Source organism: Moraxella lacunata (assembly GCF_900453205.1).
Classification (GTDB): domain Bacteria; phylum Pseudomonadota; class Gammaproteobacteria; order Pseudomonadales; family Moraxellaceae; genus Moraxella; species Moraxella lacunata_B.
The window spans coordinates 1,067,454-1,084,085 of record NZ_UGQU01000001.1 but is presented as its reverse complement, the minus strand read 5'-3'; the positions used below and the strand labels follow the sequence as shown (position 1 = coordinate 1,084,085).

Genomic DNA, 16,632 nt, shown 5'->3' with positions numbered 1-16,632 from the left:
TTTCTCATTTTTGATTGCAAATATGCAGAAGCTAGACCTGCACTAAGGCAATAGAAAAAATCCGCCCATTTGGACGGATTTTCTTTATTAACAATTCACGCAAGTCAGCGATTTATAGATAACCGTACGCCACCAGTGCATTGGCAACTTGGGTAAAGCCTGCCACATTCGCACCTGTCATATAGTCAATCGCACCTTCGGTCGTGCCGTATTTTTGACCAGCTTCCAACGCACTTTCATGAATGTTTTTCATGATTTTTTGAAGTTCGATGTCCAAATCTTCAAACGACTTATATTTACGAACCGAGTTTTGGCTCATTTCCAAGCCCGATACCGCAACCCCGCCAGCGTTGGCAGCTTTACCGGGGGCGTAGGCAACACCATTTGCACGCACCACGTCAATGGCTTCGGCAGTCAAAGGCATATTTGCACCCTCAGCGACATATTTAACGCCATGCTTCACTAGGGCGTGAGCATCTGCCTCGCTCACTTCGTTTTGGGTGGCACATGGCAGAGCTACTTCGGCATCAAACTGCCAAGGACGCTGACCTGCCAGCCACTCACCGCCAAACTCTGACACATAGTCGGCAAGAGCCTTTCCGTTTACTTTGTGGTTTTTGACCCAGTCGATTTTCTCTTGAGTAAAGCCCGCTTTGTCCACCAAAGTACCTTTGGAGTCAGAGAAGGTGATGACTTTTCCACCTAAATGTAGGCATTTTTCGGCGGCGTATTGTGCCACGTTACCTGCCCCTGACACTAGGACAGTTTTACCTTCTAGACTGTCGTTGTTGACTTTTAGCATATTATCAAGGAAGTACACAAGACCATAGCCAGTCGCTTCGGTACGAATGAGCGAGCCACCGTGACCCACGCCTTTGCCAGTCAAAACGCCTTCAAATTCACGGGTTAAGTTTTTATACATCGCAAACATGTAGTTCACTTCACGACCACCCACACCGATGTCGCCTGCGGGTACGTCCATGTCTTTGCCGACATTTTTGTGAAGTTCACGCATGAACGCATAGCAGAAACGGCGGATTTCAGCCTCACTTTTGCCTTTGGGGTCAAAGTCAGAACCACCCTTAGCACCGCCCATGGGCAAACCAGTCAAGGCGTTTTTGAAAATCTGCTCAAAACCTAGGAACTTCAAAGTCCCTTCGGTCACCGTTGGGTGAAAGCGGATACCGCCTTTGTATGGACCGATGGCATTGCTAAACTGGACACGCCAGCCACGGTTTACTTGGATTTCTCCCTTGTCGTTTTCCCAATTGACACGAAAAGAGATGATACGATCAGGCTCGCATAGGCGTTCGAATACTTGTAGGGCTTCATATTTTGGGTTGTCGGCATAGACCTTCTCAATCGTCATGGCGACTTCTTTGACGGCTTGGATAAATTCTGGCTGATGAGCGTAGTTTTGCTCGACTTTGGCGATGGCGGACTGGATAGTCATGGCAATATTCCTTAGGTTGGTCAAGTATGGATTGAGTGAAAGGTACATTCATTGATTTAATTAATGGCTATCGCCACAATGATTTATATCATAAAAATTAATGAATATATCAGTGAAGTTAATAATACCTACTTTTTGCCAAAAAAACAAGGATTTTATGTCATTGATTGTTGGATAATTATCATAAAAAATGAATATTTAATTAATTTTTATTATAAATTAAAATCTCTTAGAAAATAGTCTCACAGACCATAGACAATCACACAAAATAATGGTAAGTTAAGACAATTTTACCCCATAAATAAGTCGTTAAAATGAAAAACTTAGCCGTCAAATTCTGCGGATTTACTCGCACGGACGATTTACAGACCGCCATTGCCCTTGGCGTGAATGCGGTGGGACTGGTCTTTTATCCGCCCAGCCCCCGTGCCGTCAGCACTGCTAGTGCCAAGACACTTGTGTCGGCCGTGCCTGCTTTTACCACGATTGTGGCGTTGGTGGTCAATATGGAGCAGGACGAACTTGTTAAATTGGCAAAAGAAGTACCCTTTGACATTGTGCAATTTCACGGTGATGAAACACCTGCCGAGTGCCAAGCCCTTGCCTGTGCGGTCAGCAAACGCTGGATAAAAGCCATTCGGGTCAAAAATGACGACACCAGCGACACACTGTTAAATCAAATCAACGCATTAAAAGCGTGCGGGGCAAGTGGCGTGATTTTGGATGCTTTTAGTGATACGGCGTATGGCGGAACGGGGCTTGTCTTTGATTGGGATAAAATCCCTGACAATTCGCCTTTGCCGATTTATTTGGCGGGGGGACTTACGCCTGATGCGATTGGCGAGATTGTGAACAATAAAGCGTTAATGGCAAAAATTAAAGGCGTTGATGTCAGTGGCGGTATTGAAAAGGAAAGGGGGGTGAAGTGTGCGGTTAAAATGGGTGGGTTTATAAAAAATATAGGAAAATAAAATGACACAAAATACCGACAACGAAATAGGTCAAATTTCATTGGGATTGTATTTGGCATTTTTTGGATTATTATTGGGGTGTGCGTATTTTGTTGTTCGTCCATTTTTTGAATGGAATGAAGGGTATTTTGCAGTTTTTGAGACTATTATTATTTGTTTATTTTTGATTGTATTTGCTATTGTGGGAATTATTAATACAATCTATATTTGTATAAAGACAAAAGGAGCAAGTAGCAGTCTTGATATTGGTTTTTTGATACTGATATTGGTAATGGTTGGCGGTTCTATTTTTATTGGTAGTTTTGCTATTAAGCCATTGTATTATACAATTTTCGAAACAAAAACAACCACAACAACCTATGAGTATTATTTAAAATCTTTTGAGAACCAAAAACGAGCAGGTGCTTATGAGTATTATCTTTATTTTGATGATGACACTCGGGTTAAAATCAACAAAACAACTTATCAAAAGTTAAGGTTAAATAATGAGTATTCTTTAAAACTTACTTATAAGCCCAAAGCTGAAATTTTATACGATTTACAAATTTCATTAAAATAGGAAAAACTTATGAACATTCTAATCACAGGCGTAACATCAGGTTTTGGCAAACAAATTGCCATTGATTGTATTAAAAACGGCTTTACCGTTATTGGTACAGGTCGCCGTCAAAATAAACTTGATGAATTAAAAAACGAGCTTGGCGATAATTTCATTCCGCTGTGCTTTGATATTGGCGACATATCCGCCACAAAAACCGCTTTGCAAACCTTGCCGAATGATATTTTGACAAATATTGATGTACTGGTTAATAATGCAGGGTTGGCATTGGGTTTGGAGTCTGCCGATAAAGCCAGTATCAATGATTGGCAAACAATGATAAATACCAATACGCTTGGGCTTGTTAATATTACGCACGAGATTTTGCCATTTATGGTTGCCAAAAATGACGGCTATGTCATCAATATCTCATCAACGGCAGGCAATTATCCCTATTTTGGGGCGAATGTCTATGGGGCGACTAAAGCATTTGTTACGCAGTTTAGTCTCAATTTGCGAGCCGATTTGCTTGGCAAAAAAGTGCGAGTTACCAACATTGAACCGGGGTTGTGCGGTGGCACGGAGTTTAGCAACGTACGTTTTCATGGCGATGATGACCGAGCGGGCAAGGTGTATGAAAATGTGGAATTTATCCGCCCCGAAGACATCAGTAATATGGTATTATGGCTTATCAATCAGCCCAAGCATATTAACATCAATCGCTTGGAAGTCATGCCAACCGCCCAGACCTTTGCAGGATTGACGGTCGTGAAGGATTTATAGGATTTTTATGAAAACTTTGACTTTAACCGCAGAAAATCATATTGTAGATAGTATTTTGGCTGTGATTGCCAATTTTCCCAAAAAAGAGATTATCTCGGTCAAAACAAATGTGCAAGATGAATTACAATCTTTGCCAGAGATTAACTCCATTGAAGATTTGGCAGGAATTTTGTCGCCTTATGCCAATGGTTATATTTCTGATGAAGAAATGGATAATGCCATTACAGACGCCATTTGTGAAAGAGCAATGATGTCATGACCGATATTTATATTATTGACACCAATGTTTTAATGCGGTATTTGTTAAAAGATGATGATGAGCAATTTTTAATTGCAAAATCATATTTGACAAGCCCAAGCATTCAGTTATATTTGCCAATTCAAGCCATTTGTGAAATGGTTTGGATTATGAAAAAGAAGTTGAAATTTCCAAGCAGTTATATTGTACAAATTTTGGAAGGTATTTTATCACAACCCAATATTGATTTTGATAAAGAAATCATTGATTTTGCAATGCCATTTTTAAAACAGAATGGGGATTTTGCGGACGGTGTGATTGCTTATTGTACTAGTCAAATTCATCAATCCACTTTATTAACTTTTGATAAAAAATTACACAAAATTTGTCAAAAATTTAATGTTTTGCACATTCCCTTAAAAAGCAAATAAAAAGGTACTTTATTATGACAGACTTTACCCAATACCCCAACGCCACAGGTCATTTTGGCATTCATGGCGGACGTTTTGTGTCCGAAACCTTGATGAGTGCGTTAGAAGAGCTAGAACGCATTTATTTATCGGTCAAAAATAATCCTGAGTTTTGGGCGGAATTTCACGATGATTTGGTCAATTATGTCGGTCGCCCCACGCCCCTATATTTTGCCAAACGCTTAACGGACGAGACAGGCGGAGCTAAAATCTACCTAAAACGAGAAGACCTAAACCACACAGGGGCTCATAAAGTCAATAACACCATTGGGCAGGCACTTTTGGCGAAACTTGTCGGCAAAAAGCGTATCATCGCCGAGACAGGGGCAGGTCAGCACGGCGTGGCAACGGCAACAATCGCCGCCCGTCTAGGTCTAGAATGCGTGGTCTATATGGGGGCGAACGATGTGGAACGCCAAAAGATGAATGTCTATCGTATGAGGCTACTTGGGGCGACTGTCGTGCCTGTTACAAGTGGTTCTCGCACGCTCAAAGATGCAATGAACGAGGCGATGCGAGACTGGGTAACTAATGTGGACAGCACCTATTATGTCATCGGCACGGCGGCAGGCCCGCACCCTTATCCTGTGCTGGTGCGTGATTTTCAGGCGATTATCGGGCGTGAAGCCAAAATGCAACACCTTGAAAAAGAAGGTAAAAATCCTGATGCTCTGGTTGCTTGCGTGGGCGGTGGCTCTAATGCCATGGGGCTGTTTTATGAGTTTTTAAATGACGATGACGTGGCGATTTATGGCGTGGAAGCAGGCGGACACGGCATAGACACAGGCGAGCATTCTGCCCCCCTAAATGCAGGGCGTGTGGGCGTGTTGCACGGCAATCGCACCTACCTTATGGCGGACGATGACGGTCAGATTTTGCACACGCACAGCATATCGGCAGGGCTTGACTACCCTGGGGTTGGGCCTGAACACAGTTTTTTAAAGGACGCTGGGCGTGTCAATTACCCTGTCATCAATGACGATGAAGCCTTAGAAGCCTTTCGCATTTTGACCAAAACCGAAGGCATTATCCCTGCCCTAGAAAGCTCGCACGCGGTCGCCTATGGGCTAAAACTTGCCAAAACGATGAGCCAAGAGCAGTCCATTATCATCAATTTATCAGGGCGTGGCGATAAAGATTTGCATACGGTGATGAGTATTGACGGGATTGAGATTTAGGGGGTGTTATGCAATCACAGCTTGTTGTAACGGCTGAAAATCATCTGATTGAAGAGTTAAAAACGGTCATAGAAGGCTTTATCGGGCAACATCAAGATAAAGCCAATGCCATTACCATTGAAACCAAACCACAAAAGCCCATGGTTTATGATGATATTCGCCAATTAAAAGGGATTCTAAATAAGCATTACCCAAAACCTTTGACTGATGAAGATATTGAAAATGGCATTCATCAAGGCATTATGCAAAGGGCAATGATGTCATGAACCAAACTTTTGTTGTGGATACCAATGTTTTATTGCGTTATTTTCATGATGATGATAAAAATCAAACCGAGCTTGTAACGCCTTATTTTGAAAATAAGGATTATCAGCTTGTTATCACATCAGAGACTTTGTGTGAGTTATATTGGGTATTAAAAAAGACAATGAAAGTGGATAATATGATAATTTTATCTATTATGCTTACTTTATTGAATTTGCCAAATGTTCAGATTGTTAATTTATCGGCTGTAAAATTTGCTTTAAGGTTTTTAGAAAAAAATGGCGATTTTGCGGACGGTATTATTGCGTATCAAACCACGCAATTTGATAACGCAAAATTATTAAGTTTTGACAAAAAAGCCAATAAAATTGCTAAGCAATGTGGAATTGTGGTAGAAAGTCCAAGTGATTAAAAATAGCACCAAACAAATCAGGCGATAAACCGCTTTAAACTTTAAAAACTCAAATATCACAACAATGACCGAAGAAAATAAACCCGTCCCAAAGATTTTGACCGTCTTGTTTTTTGCATTCTTTGGACTTGTGATGTATGCCATGCTTGGCAGTTCATATGTGGGTGTGCAAGAAGGCTATTGGGGTGTTTTATCCAGAATGTCAACCAGTCTGATAATGCTTATTCTATTGCCAGCTGGGGTTTATTTTTCATTGACACAGCTTAAAAAAGGCAATGAGACATTATGGGAAGATTTTAAGGATTTATTGGCGGTATTGGCTTGCCCTGTGGTATTTTTGATGTTGTTTGCTGATTTGACAGATGATATTTATTATCCACTTTTTGAAAATCATCAAATCGTGGTGAGCGATAGTTATAAATTTTACTATGACCTTTATCGTGGCGAAAAGATTTATTATTTGGTATTTGATGATAAAGATAACCCTGATTCTTGTAATCCTAAATACCAAAAATGCCGTTATACTTATAAATTAAGAATTAACGGCAAGACTTATGATGATTTACAACATTTAAATTCATCAAATAAAGACAATCCATTGCAATTAACCTTTAAACCAAAGGCAAGAATATTGATGAAATTAGAAGTTGCCAAACAACTTTAATTTGTGCAAAAAGAGAGAATCCAAATGACCCGAACCTCCCAAACTTTTGCGACTTTAAAACAGCAAAACAAAAAAGCCATAATCCCAATAACTGGCAAGGCTTAAATTTATTGGGATTTGCGTTAATGGTGGTGCGTGATAGATTGTTGGTAGAATAATAAAATGAGCGAAAATAACACTGATACAACCAATCACAAAAAATGGTCACAATATAATATTTTTATGGGTGTCTGTTGTTTGACGATTGGGTATCTTGAGATTGTACATTTTTTTAGTCTTTATGAAGGAAAGATTGCGATATTATGCGATATTATCACCGCTTTCTTTGGTTATGTTGTTATACTTGTGATATTTAGTTTATTTCTGGTGATTTCAGAGACTGATGAAAATACAAAGAATAAAAGAAAATCCATAAAGACACCAATCATAATTTTTTCCTTTATTGGCTATATAATCATTTTGTATTTTTCTGGACTTTATAAGAATGCTTATTATAGCGTATTTGAACCTAGTCAAACAATAATAACCAATGAATATAAAGTTACAACCTATTATAGTAAAGGTAGGTATTATCATATTACATTTTATGATGTTCAAAATCCTGATAAATGTATTGGAGAGTATGGTAACATTTGTAGATATGACTTAAAAATCAAGAGAAAAACTTATAATAGATTAAGAAAATTAGAACCAAAAAGCAATCCCATTCGTATCACTTTTAAAGACAAAGCCGAAGTGGTGATGAATATTGAATTGACTCAAAATGGGTTATAATCAATAACCCACAATTTACCAAAGTAACTTTAAATGGAAACAAACTTATGACCCGAATTCAAGAAACTTTTGCGACTTTAAAACAGCAAAACAAAAAAGCCCTAATCCCCTACATCATGGCAGGCGACCCGACCCCGAGCGTTACGGTGGACTTAATGCACCGCCTTGTCGCTCATGGGGCGGACGTGATTGAGATTGGCTTGCCGTTTTCCGACCCCATGGCGGACGGTCAAACCATTGCCCTAGCTGGCGAGCGAGCCTTAAACGCTGGGACGAGTACCACCCAAGCGGTGCAAATGGTGGGCGAGTTTCGTAAAACCAACAGCACCACGCCTGTACTTTTGATGGGCTATCTTAACCCTGTGGAGATTATCGGTTATGATAAGTTTCTGGCGTTGTGCGAGCAAAATGGCGTGGACGGTTTACTTTTGGTGGATTTACCGCCCAATGAGACTGATGAGAGTTTGTCCGCCAAACTCGCTGATAAAGCCATTAACCAAATTTTCCTACTTGCCCCAACCACCGAAAAAGACCGCCGTCAAGCAGTGTTAAAACACGGCTCTGGCTTTATCTATTATGTCTCAGTCAAGGGCGTAACAGGTTCAAAGGCTTTGGATACTGACGAAGTCGCTCGCCAAGTGCAAGCGATTAAGGCGGATACCGACTTGCCGATTTGTGTCGGTTTTGGTATTCGTGATGGCGAGAGTGCCAAAGCGGTGGCAAAATTTGCAGACGGTGTGATTGTTGGCAGTGAATTGGTGCGTCATTTTGCCGATGTGGGCGATGACAAGGACAAGTTGGAGCTTGCCATTGATAAGGTGCTTTCAAAAATGGACGAGTTACGCCAAGCCATTGATAGCCTTTAACAAAAACCATTTGCCAAATCATCAAAACAACTGTAAACTATGTTTATTTGAATATTGGATTAGGAATACCATGACTGACACCCAAGCCCAAACGCCAACCACATGGCTCAACCGCCCTGTACCGTCTATCAAGCAAGACCGTATCGTTCAGCCGTCTGCGGTGGAGACCGAGCCGTCCACCGAATGCCCAAATTGCCACACGCTGACGACCAACACCAGCTTGATTTTTAATCAATACGTCTGCCCCGACTGCGACCACCATTTGACGATGTCGGCTCGCAAGCGGTTGGAGTGGTTTTTTGACAGTATCACAGGCGAGCTTGGGCAAAACTACCAAGCGGGCGACCCGTTAAAATTTACAGACTCCAAGCCTTATCCCTTGCGTATGAGCGAAGCCCAAAAGACCACGGGCGAGAGCGAAGCCTTGATTGTCATGAATGGCAAAATCAAGAATTTGGAGCTGATTGCTTGTGCGTTTGATTTTAAATTCATGGGCGGTTCTATGGGTTCGGTGGTGGGCGATAGGTTTGTCATGGCGGGCGAAAAAGCCCTTGCCGAACGAAAGCCCTTAGTCTGTTTTGCCGCCAGTGGTGGGGCGAGAATGCAAGAAGGCTTGTTATCACTCATGCAAATGGCTCGCACGTCTGCGGTCATCGAACGCTTGCGTTTGGCGGGCGTGCCGTATATCGTGGTGCTAACCAACCCTGTCTATGGTGGGGTTACGGCAAGCCTTGCCATGCTGGGCGATGTGCATATTGCCGAGCCAAAAGCGATGATTGGTTTTGCAGGTAAGCGAGTGATTGAGCAGACCGTGCGTGAAGTGCTTGATGAGCCGTTCCAACGTGCCGAATTTTTGCTAGATAAAGGCACGGTGGACATGGTGGTACATCGGCATGAGCTTGTGGATACGGTGTATAGACTGCTTACCAAGCTGATGAAATTGCCGAATGTGGGTTGATAAATCGTGCTATAATACCAAAACTCTGTAAAGGGGTTTTGGTATTTTTATTGGACAACATAAGGGAAATTATATGCGTCTTTTTATCATCATAATGTTATTTTTATCATCAATGGCTTATGCCAATGTCTCTGTCAATATTTCTAATATTACACCGAGTGATGAATCGGTGGAGCGTTTAATCAAAGCCAAAATGACAAAAGAGCATTATATAAATGCATTTAGTGATGTCATTCCACAATCAGTCATCGTCATTCAAATCTTTCCATTTATTATATCGGAAAATGATGACAGGCAGGCATTAGAACAAAAGCTGGCAATGATGTTAGAACTTAATAAAAAATCCCAAGAGATGTTAAAAAAAGAAATCACGACCGACCCAAATTGGATTGAGCTTATTGACAAAATGTACATACAAACAGAGATTGATAAGACAAAAAGGCTGTACAACCAAGAACAAGTAAATGCATTAATTGAATTTTATGAATCGCCCATTGGTAAAAGCATTGCTTTGACCGAATCTTATGAAGTTGAGCATGAATTAGTGGACAACCCTGATATTAATAGCATTATTGAATATGTAGAAAATCATGGTAAAGATTTTCTAGAAAAGTACAATAAAACCAAAGAAGCACAACTTAGAGAAGAAGTGGAAAAACTTTATGAAAACTCACCCACCGTACGGTATATGTATTCAGAAATGTTTAAAATAGCAGAGAATCTTGGTTATGGTAGTGAGCCCAATCCAGAATTTTTAAAAAATATTGACAGCGAATAATTACCCATGAACACCCCCCAAACCGTCTCCGAGTGGCTCAATTATATGGGCAACATTCACGTCTCCGCCATTGATATGGGGCTTGACCGTGTGCTACCTGTCGCCCAAGCGTTGGGCGTATTAAAAGACGACTTGCCACACCGCCCCTATGTCCTTACAGTCGCAGGCACCAACGGTAAAGGCTCGACCACCGCTCTCATCAGTGAGATTTGCACCCAAGCTGGCTACAAAACCGCCCTATATCAATCCCCCCATTTGATAAGTTTTAACGAACGCATTAAAATAGGTGGGGTAGATGTTGATGATGAGTTATTGATAAAAGCCTTTAATGCCTGTGAAAAAGCCCGCACGGACTGCTGTGTTTCTTTATCGTTTTTTGAAATGACGACGTTATCGGCATTTTGGATTTTTAAAGAATTAAACTGCGATGTTTGGGTATTAGAGATTGGCTTGGGTGGACGGCTTGATGTGGTCAATCTCATCGATCCTGATGTGGGCGTGATTACCAATGTCGGCATTGACCATATCGATTGGCTGGGCGATGATAGAGAAAAAATCGGTTTTGAAAAAGCAGGGATTATCCGTAATGATATGCCCGTCATCTATGGCGAGCGTGATATGCCTAATAGCGTATCCCAAATGATTCATGACAAAAACGCCAAATACTATCAATATGGTAAGGACTTTATTTATCAAGTACATGATAAATATTGGATATATGCCAATGGGGCGATGACATTAGATTTGCCAAAGCCAAATATCGCCCTGATAAATGCCAGTAATGCCATCAGTGCGATATTGGCAAGTGAATTAACCATCAGCATAGACGATATTAAAAATGGCTTAAACAATGTCAAATTATCAGGGCGATTTGACAAAAGAATGATAAATGGTAAACAATGGATTTTTGATGTTGGGCATAATACGCACGGCATACAGTTTTTAATGGATTTATTTATCCCATTTTGGCAAACTATTAAAGCCAACCGCCCCACTGCCAAATTGCATTTTGTCTTTTCTATGCTTGCCGATAAAGACATTGATGACGTGTTGGCGTTTATTAATACCTTTGATTTGCCCATTTATGCATGGCATATTGGTAAGATTGACAATGTGCGAGCAGTGGCAGCGGACGAGCTACACACCAAAATCGCCACGCATTTGCCAAACAGTACCGTTTATGCCCATGACAGCATTGCCCAAGCGGTGGAAAGTGTAGAGACGCAGGCGACTCATGATGACGTGATTTTGTGTTTTGGCTCGTTTCATACGATAGGCGAGAGTTTGATTGCATTGGGGCTAGCGGACAACCCACGTTCTGTCTAAGAAAATTGTAAAATCAAGATAAATCCGATTGGCTTTATTGTCTTTTATGGTAAAATAAAAACATTGTTAACAGACGTGATAAGACGATGATTTCAAAACAGTTATTATTAGGATTAAGTTTGGTTTTGGGTGGTGGTGTGATTTTATATGCCGTCAATCAAGGACAAAGCGACACCGCCCAAAACGTACAAACTGCTAAGACCACCCCCCTAGCAGATAGCGTGGCGACCACTGCCGATGACGGCGTGGCTCGCCCGACCGTTGAGCCTTTGACCGTGGATATGGCGACCGAGAGCAAACTTTTGACCGCCAAACAAGAAGCCCGAGAAGCTCGCACGCTTGCCCAAGAAAAAGAAGCCATGGCACTCATCGAAGCCCAAGAAAAAGCCCAGCAACTGGCGCTTGATAAGGCAACCGCTGAGCAAAAAGCCCTAGCCACAGCCACGCCTGCCGACATGTTGACGGTGGAAACACGCCCCGAAGCCATTGCTGTTGCCAAGGCACAGGCGGAGCGTGAACGCTTGGAAAAACTTGCCAAAGAAAAAGAGCTAAAAGCCAAAAAAGAGCAAGAACAGCGTGAAAAAGACGACAAAGAAAAAGCCAAAAAAGAACAGGACGAGAAAGCCAAAGCCGATAAACGGGCGAGTGAACGTGCCGAAAAAGCCAAGGCGGATAAGCTAAAAGCCCAAAAAGAACAAGCTGAGAAAGAGAAAAAAGAACAAGCCAAAAAAGCCCGTGATGAAGCCCCACAAAATGCCAATAATGGTCAGCACAAAGTGGTGCGTGGTGACGGTTTGATTAAGCTGTCTCGTCAGTATGGCGTGCCTGTCTCCGCCCTTGCCGAAGCCAACAACATGGGGCGACACGATCCCCTACCGCTTGGCAAAACCATCAAAATCCCATCAAAAGCACAAGTAGCACGCTTAGAACGTGAAGCTAAAGAGCGAGAAGCCCAAAAAGCTGCCGCCGCCAGTGCCGACAAACGCCTAAAAGAAGCCCGTCAAAAGGACAGTGACGGCGACAGTAATGTCCGCTATGGCGTGCAGGTGTCGCTGGCCGACAATCAAGCCAAAGCCGATGAGCTTGCCAAAAAATATCGAGACGCTGGCTATAAGGTCAGTACCAGTCAGACCAGTCGTGGCGTACGAGTGCTGGTCGGGTCAGAGAAAAACCAAGACGCCGCCGCCGCTTTGCGTGACAAAATCAAAAACGACAGTCGTGTGGACGGCAGTGGTGCATGGGTAAAACGTGTGCAGTAGCTCTAAGAGGGTTTGGATAAATTGATTATTGTGATTGATTAACCGTGATAAAATATAGTCGCATGACCGATGAAGTTGTGCGATTTTTTTTGGTGAGATAAATGGGCTACAAAATTTTACAAAAATAAGTGATGGGCGATAAGGATTGATGGTTTTATCACAAAATAAGTTTGGTGGGATTGATTGGTATTTTTATCAATAAATCTGTGTAGGGCGTGTTAAACTTTGGTGTTTGCACTAAAAAATGAGGAAAATCACACGTTTGTCAAGGAAAAATCGCAGGCTGTGAGTTTTTATCAGACAAGTTTTTGACGCAGAAAAACAATCCGACCGCTTAATCTAAAGAAATTAAGTTAAAATCTTCAAAATTTACACGATTGAATGGTCGAATAGCCATTTTCGTGAGAAAATTGATTAAATCATCAAATTTTAATCAAATTTCAATAAAGTCTTATCAATGGTAGGCACGCCCTAATGATTTATGTCTGGAAATTGACGATTTCTTTATGAGGATAATTTACCTTGCTAAAAATTAAATATAAGTGCAATTGCCCTGATAAATTAATAATTTTTTGATGATAATTGTGCTGGTTGTGTTATAATGTTAGGTATATGCCCAAATTTTGAAATAAATCTGTAACACTTGTAACAACCTGTTGCGATGGCTGATGGAGGTCGTTTCATGATGGGTTTGGGTGTGATGATATGATCTGGGCGGACCTTAATAAGATGCCTTGTTGCTTGGTTTGGGTATTTTTATGATGTAATAAAAATATTAAAGGAATGTATAGCGCCACAATAAGGTTGTCAGTCACTTCTCGTTAGGAGTATTTATGTCTCAAAATGCCACACCAGCCACAGGGCGTTATCAGGGTTTGATTCTCTCGATGTCGCTTTTTATGGCATTGATTTTTGTCTTACTTGTATTTACCTTTTATGCATCAAACGTGCTAGAACGCAACTCTACCTTGGCGAACGCCACACACTGGGTTGCCAACGACACGCAATCACTCATTAAAGACATTTTTGACATGCAGTTAAGTTATGGTGAGGACATCACATCCCCCCACATGAAAACGGTATTGACTCGTCTAGATGCCACCAGTAAATCTATTGATACAACTTTGACTGCCATTGAAAATGCTGGTATCTACCATGACTCGCATGGTGATGCTCATCAACTGCCAAAGGTGACAGATGAAAGTGCAATCGCCCAGTTAAAGGTGGCACGAGAACAATGGAATGTTCTAAAACCTAGGGTAGATGCGTATCTGGCGGTGGCGAGCGATATTACTGCAGATTCTAGTACGCCACTGCGTTTGGCAGGCGAGCAAGCCAAAATTTCATCTTTGGTGATGAATGACGCTTTGCATGATCTAACTTCTGACATAACGGGCATTGCCGAAATTCAGGCTCGCAATATTCGTATTATTCAGCTTGTTGGGGTGGGTGCGATTTTGGCGTATTTTGCCGTGTTTATTCTCATCGTACTAAGACGTCTGCGTGAGTCGGATGCTAAGACCGAAGCGGCACGTCAAGAAACCGCTGAGATCATGCAGACGGTAAACACCGGTTTGTTCCTGCTTGACAGAGACCTAAACATCGGTCAGCAACACTCAAAAGCCCTGAGTGACATCATCGGTACTAATCGCTTAGGTGGTGAGAACTTGACCACTGTGCTTCGTAATCGTATCTCAGATAAAGACCTTGACACCACACAAAAATTCATCGACCAGCTATACAACCCACGTGTTAAAGAAAAATTGGTGGACAGCTTAAACCCTTTAAATAAGGTAATGATTCAGCGTGAGAGTGAAGATGGTACCAGTGAGAACCGCTATCTTGACTTTAAATTCTCTCGGGTATATGAAGGCAAAGACATTGCTCGTATTTTGGTGAACGTCAATGACATCTCTGATGCGGTACGCCTAGAACAACGTCTAGAACAAGAGCGTGCCCAAAACGACATGCAGATTGAGATGCTGACCACCATTTTAAATGTAAATCCTACGGTTGTTAGTGAGTTTATTGACAATGCGCACAAGCATATTGAGAAGATGAACAATACACTCAAAAATCCAGGCAGTTCACAATTTGAACTGCAAAACAAAACCAAATCGCTATATCGTGAGATGCATAGCCTAAAAGGTGAAGCGTCAGCCCTTAAGCTACACAGTTTTACCAAGATTGCTTCTGAAGCAGAAAATAAACTGCATGCATTACAAAACCAAGCAACACTCTCAGGTAATGATTTCTTACCATTAACGGTGCATCTAGATGAGTTGTTAAGTCTGTCTAATACCATTGCTGGTTTGGGCGAACGTATCAATGCAGCAGCACGTAATATGATGAGTCATGGTTATCAAGAGGTTAGTGCCAGAGTCCAAGAAGACTACCTAAGAAGTGAAATGACTCAGGTGGCAAAAGAAGAAGCTGTGGATGCCAAAGAAGAGCTAGGTGAGTATTTAGAGCAGTTTGCCCAAGACATTGCCGAACGTCAAGGTAAACTTGTACAGCTAGACACTCAAGGGTTAGAGGGTCAACAGATTCCTTCACGCCTAAAAACCGTCACCAAAGAACTGTGTGTTCAGCTACTTCGAAATGCCATTGTTCATGGTATTGGCTCGCCCACCGCTCGTGTCCAAAATGGCAAAAACGAGATGGGTACCGTAAAAGTAATGGCGCAGTCTTACGCAGGAGATAATAAGAGCGACTTTATTTTTAGTATGGAAGATGACGGCAGGGGCATTGACTATGAAGCGATTCGTCAGCGTATTATTGCCAAAGGCACTTATACTGAAGATGAGGTGTATGCCTTTGAAAAGAGTCGCTTATTAAACACCTTGTTCTCATCAGGATTTAGCACCAAAGACCAAACCGATGAAGATGCAGGTCGTGGCGTGGGACTAGACATTGTCAAAGATCGTGTGAAGGAATTTGGTGGTAAAATTAATGTTCAAAGTGAAGATGGTCAATTCTGTCGCTTTGTAATTAAACTACCCATGTGATTAATTTTAATAGGGTGTGCTTATCTTTGATATTTGTAATGAAAAAATCAATCAAAACTTTAAGTTTCTACCGAATTTGATAAAACATCATCAATGATAGGTGCGTCCTAGATGAAAGTGTTGAATTTTAATCATATTTCATAAAAATGTATCAAGGGTAGACACACCCTACAAAAACCTGCAAGTGCTGTATTATTTAGAAGGCTTACGGGTATTATAATGGAGTTTATATGTATAAATTAATGGTTGTTGATGATTCAAACATTATCAGAAATCGCATTCAACGTGCTTACAATAACGAAAAATTCATGTTGGTTGCCACAGCATCCAATGGGGCGGACGCAGTTGAAAAATTTCAACTGCACAAACCTGATGTTGTAACCATGGATTTGACCATGCCTCAGATGGATGGTTTGGAGTGCATTGAAAAGCTGGTTGCTTTAGATGAAGAGGTGCGTATTTTGGTGGTTTCAGCACTTTCTGACAAAGCCACAGGTATTCAAGCATTATCACTAGGTGCTAGCGGTTTTCTATGCAAGCCATTTTCTGACGAAGAGTTGGTTTTGGCACTTGATGAGCTGATGCATGATTAGTCTCATTCAATAAGTGATGATGTGTCATTTATTGATAATTTGTCAGTTTTAAAGAAATTTTAAGGGTAATCCTATTGCTTTATTTGAAAATTCATTTTA

Annotated in this window: 18 protein-coding genes; 17 read left to right on the top strand and 1 reads right to left on the bottom strand. The window is 41.4% G+C overall.

What is annotated here, in order from left to right:
* Positions 1 to 112: 112 nt before the first annotated feature.
* Positions 113 to 1,453: an NADP-specific glutamate dehydrogenase gene (gene gdhA / locus DX073_RS05190; RefSeq protein ID WP_115006171.1), complete on the bottom strand. Its 1,341-nt coding sequence runs from the start codon at positions 1,451 to 1,453 to the stop codon at positions 113 to 115.
* A gap of 314 nt (positions 1,454 to 1,767) precedes the next feature.
* Here gdhA and DX073_RS05185 point away from each other — a divergent pair, with 314 nt between their 5' ends.
* From DX073_RS05185 to DX073_RS05100, 17 genes are all read left to right on the top strand, one after another.
* On the top strand, positions 1,768 to 2,424 hold the full coding sequence (locus tag DX073_RS05185; protein WP_115006169.1) for a phosphoribosylanthranilate isomerase: 657 nt from the start codon (positions 1,768 to 1,770) through the stop codon (positions 2,422 to 2,424).
* A 1-nt stretch (position 2,425) separates the two neighbouring features.
* On the top strand, positions 2,426 to 2,983 hold the full coding sequence (locus DX073_RS05180) for a hypothetical protein (RefSeq protein ID WP_115006167.1): 558 nt from the start codon (positions 2,426 to 2,428) through the stop codon (positions 2,981 to 2,983).
* A gap of 9 nt (positions 2,984 to 2,992) precedes the next feature.
* Positions 2,993 to 3,745 (top strand): SDR family NAD(P)-dependent oxidoreductase, encoded by a 753-nt coding sequence (locus tag DX073_RS05175; RefSeq protein ID WP_115006165.1) that lies wholly within the window; start codon positions 2,993 to 2,995, stop codon positions 3,743 to 3,745.
* 7 nt (positions 3,746 to 3,752) lie between these two features.
* Positions 3,753 to 4,004: a hypothetical protein gene (locus DX073_RS05170; RefSeq protein WP_115006163.1), complete on the top strand. Its 252-nt coding sequence runs from the start codon at positions 3,753 to 3,755 to the stop codon at positions 4,002 to 4,004.
* The gene (locus DX073_RS05165) at positions 4,001 to 4,414 is read left to right on the top strand and encodes a type II toxin-antitoxin system VapC family toxin (protein WP_115006161.1); all 414 of its coding nucleotides are present in this window, start codon (positions 4,001 to 4,003) and stop codon (positions 4,412 to 4,414) included. Before DX073_RS05170 ends, DX073_RS05165 begins: the two co-directional genes overlap by 4 nt.
* A 14-nt stretch (positions 4,415 to 4,428) precedes the next feature.
* Positions 4,429 to 5,631 carry a tryptophan synthase subunit beta gene (trpB, locus tag DX073_RS05160; RefSeq protein ID WP_115006159.1) on the top strand — a complete coding sequence of 401 codons (1,203 nt, stop codon included), beginning with the start codon at positions 4,429 to 4,431 and terminating at the stop codon, positions 5,629 to 5,631.
* Between the two features lie 8 nt (positions 5,632 to 5,639).
* Positions 5,640 to 5,897 carry a hypothetical protein gene (locus DX073_RS05155; protein ID WP_115006157.1) on the top strand — a complete coding sequence of 86 codons (258 nt, stop codon included), beginning with the start codon at positions 5,640 to 5,642 and terminating at the stop codon, positions 5,895 to 5,897.
* Complete coding sequence (locus DX073_RS05150; protein ID WP_115006155.1) at positions 5,894 to 6,307, top strand: type II toxin-antitoxin system VapC family toxin; 414 nt, start codon at positions 5,894 to 5,896, stop codon at positions 6,305 to 6,307. Before DX073_RS05155 ends, DX073_RS05150 begins: the two co-directional genes overlap by 4 nt.
* Before the next feature lie 64 nt (positions 6,308 to 6,371).
* The gene (locus DX073_RS05145) at positions 6,372 to 6,971 is read left to right on the top strand and encodes a hypothetical protein (RefSeq protein ID WP_115006153.1); all 600 of its coding nucleotides are present in this window, start codon (positions 6,372 to 6,374) and stop codon (positions 6,969 to 6,971) included.
* A gap of 162 nt (positions 6,972 to 7,133) precedes the next feature.
* Positions 7,134 to 7,745, top strand: coding sequence for a hypothetical protein (locus DX073_RS05135; protein ID WP_115006151.1), 612 nt, complete (start codon positions 7,134 to 7,136; stop codon positions 7,743 to 7,745).
* A gap of 47 nt (positions 7,746 to 7,792) precedes the next feature.
* Complete coding sequence (trpA, locus tag DX073_RS05130; RefSeq protein WP_115006149.1) at positions 7,793 to 8,611, top strand: tryptophan synthase subunit alpha; 819 nt, start codon at positions 7,793 to 7,795, stop codon at positions 8,609 to 8,611.
* 70 nt (positions 8,612 to 8,681) lie between these two features.
* Positions 8,682 to 9,569: an acetyl-CoA carboxylase, carboxyltransferase subunit beta gene (gene accD, locus DX073_RS05125; RefSeq protein ID WP_115006147.1), complete on the top strand. Its 888-nt coding sequence runs from the start codon at positions 8,682 to 8,684 to the stop codon at positions 9,567 to 9,569.
* A 73-nt stretch (positions 9,570 to 9,642) separates the two neighbouring features.
* Positions 9,643 to 10,347 (top strand): DUF2059 domain-containing protein, encoded by a 705-nt coding sequence (locus DX073_RS05120; RefSeq protein WP_115006123.1) that lies wholly within the window; start codon positions 9,643 to 9,645, stop codon positions 10,345 to 10,347.
* Positions 10,348 to 10,353: 6 nt separating this feature from the next.
* Positions 10,354 to 11,673, top strand: a complete 1,320-nt coding sequence (gene folC / locus DX073_RS05115) for a bifunctional tetrahydrofolate synthase/dihydrofolate synthase (protein WP_115006121.1) — start codon at positions 10,354 to 10,356, stop codon at positions 11,671 to 11,673.
* 137 nt (positions 11,674 to 11,810) lie between these two features.
* Positions 11,811 to 12,932, top strand: coding sequence for an SPOR domain-containing protein (locus tag DX073_RS05110; protein WP_181814372.1), 1,122 nt, complete (start codon positions 11,811 to 11,813; stop codon positions 12,930 to 12,932).
* A gap of 833 nt (positions 12,933 to 13,765) precedes the next feature.
* Positions 13,766 to 15,940, top strand: a complete 2,175-nt coding sequence (locus tag DX073_RS05105; protein WP_115006117.1) for an ATP-binding protein — start codon at positions 13,766 to 13,768, stop codon at positions 15,938 to 15,940.
* Positions 15,941 to 16,170: 230 nt separating this feature from the next.
* The gene (locus tag DX073_RS05100; protein WP_115006115.1) at positions 16,171 to 16,533 is read left to right on the top strand and encodes a response regulator; all 363 of its coding nucleotides are present in this window, start codon (positions 16,171 to 16,173) and stop codon (positions 16,531 to 16,533) included.
* Positions 16,534 to 16,632 lie beyond the last annotated feature (99 nt).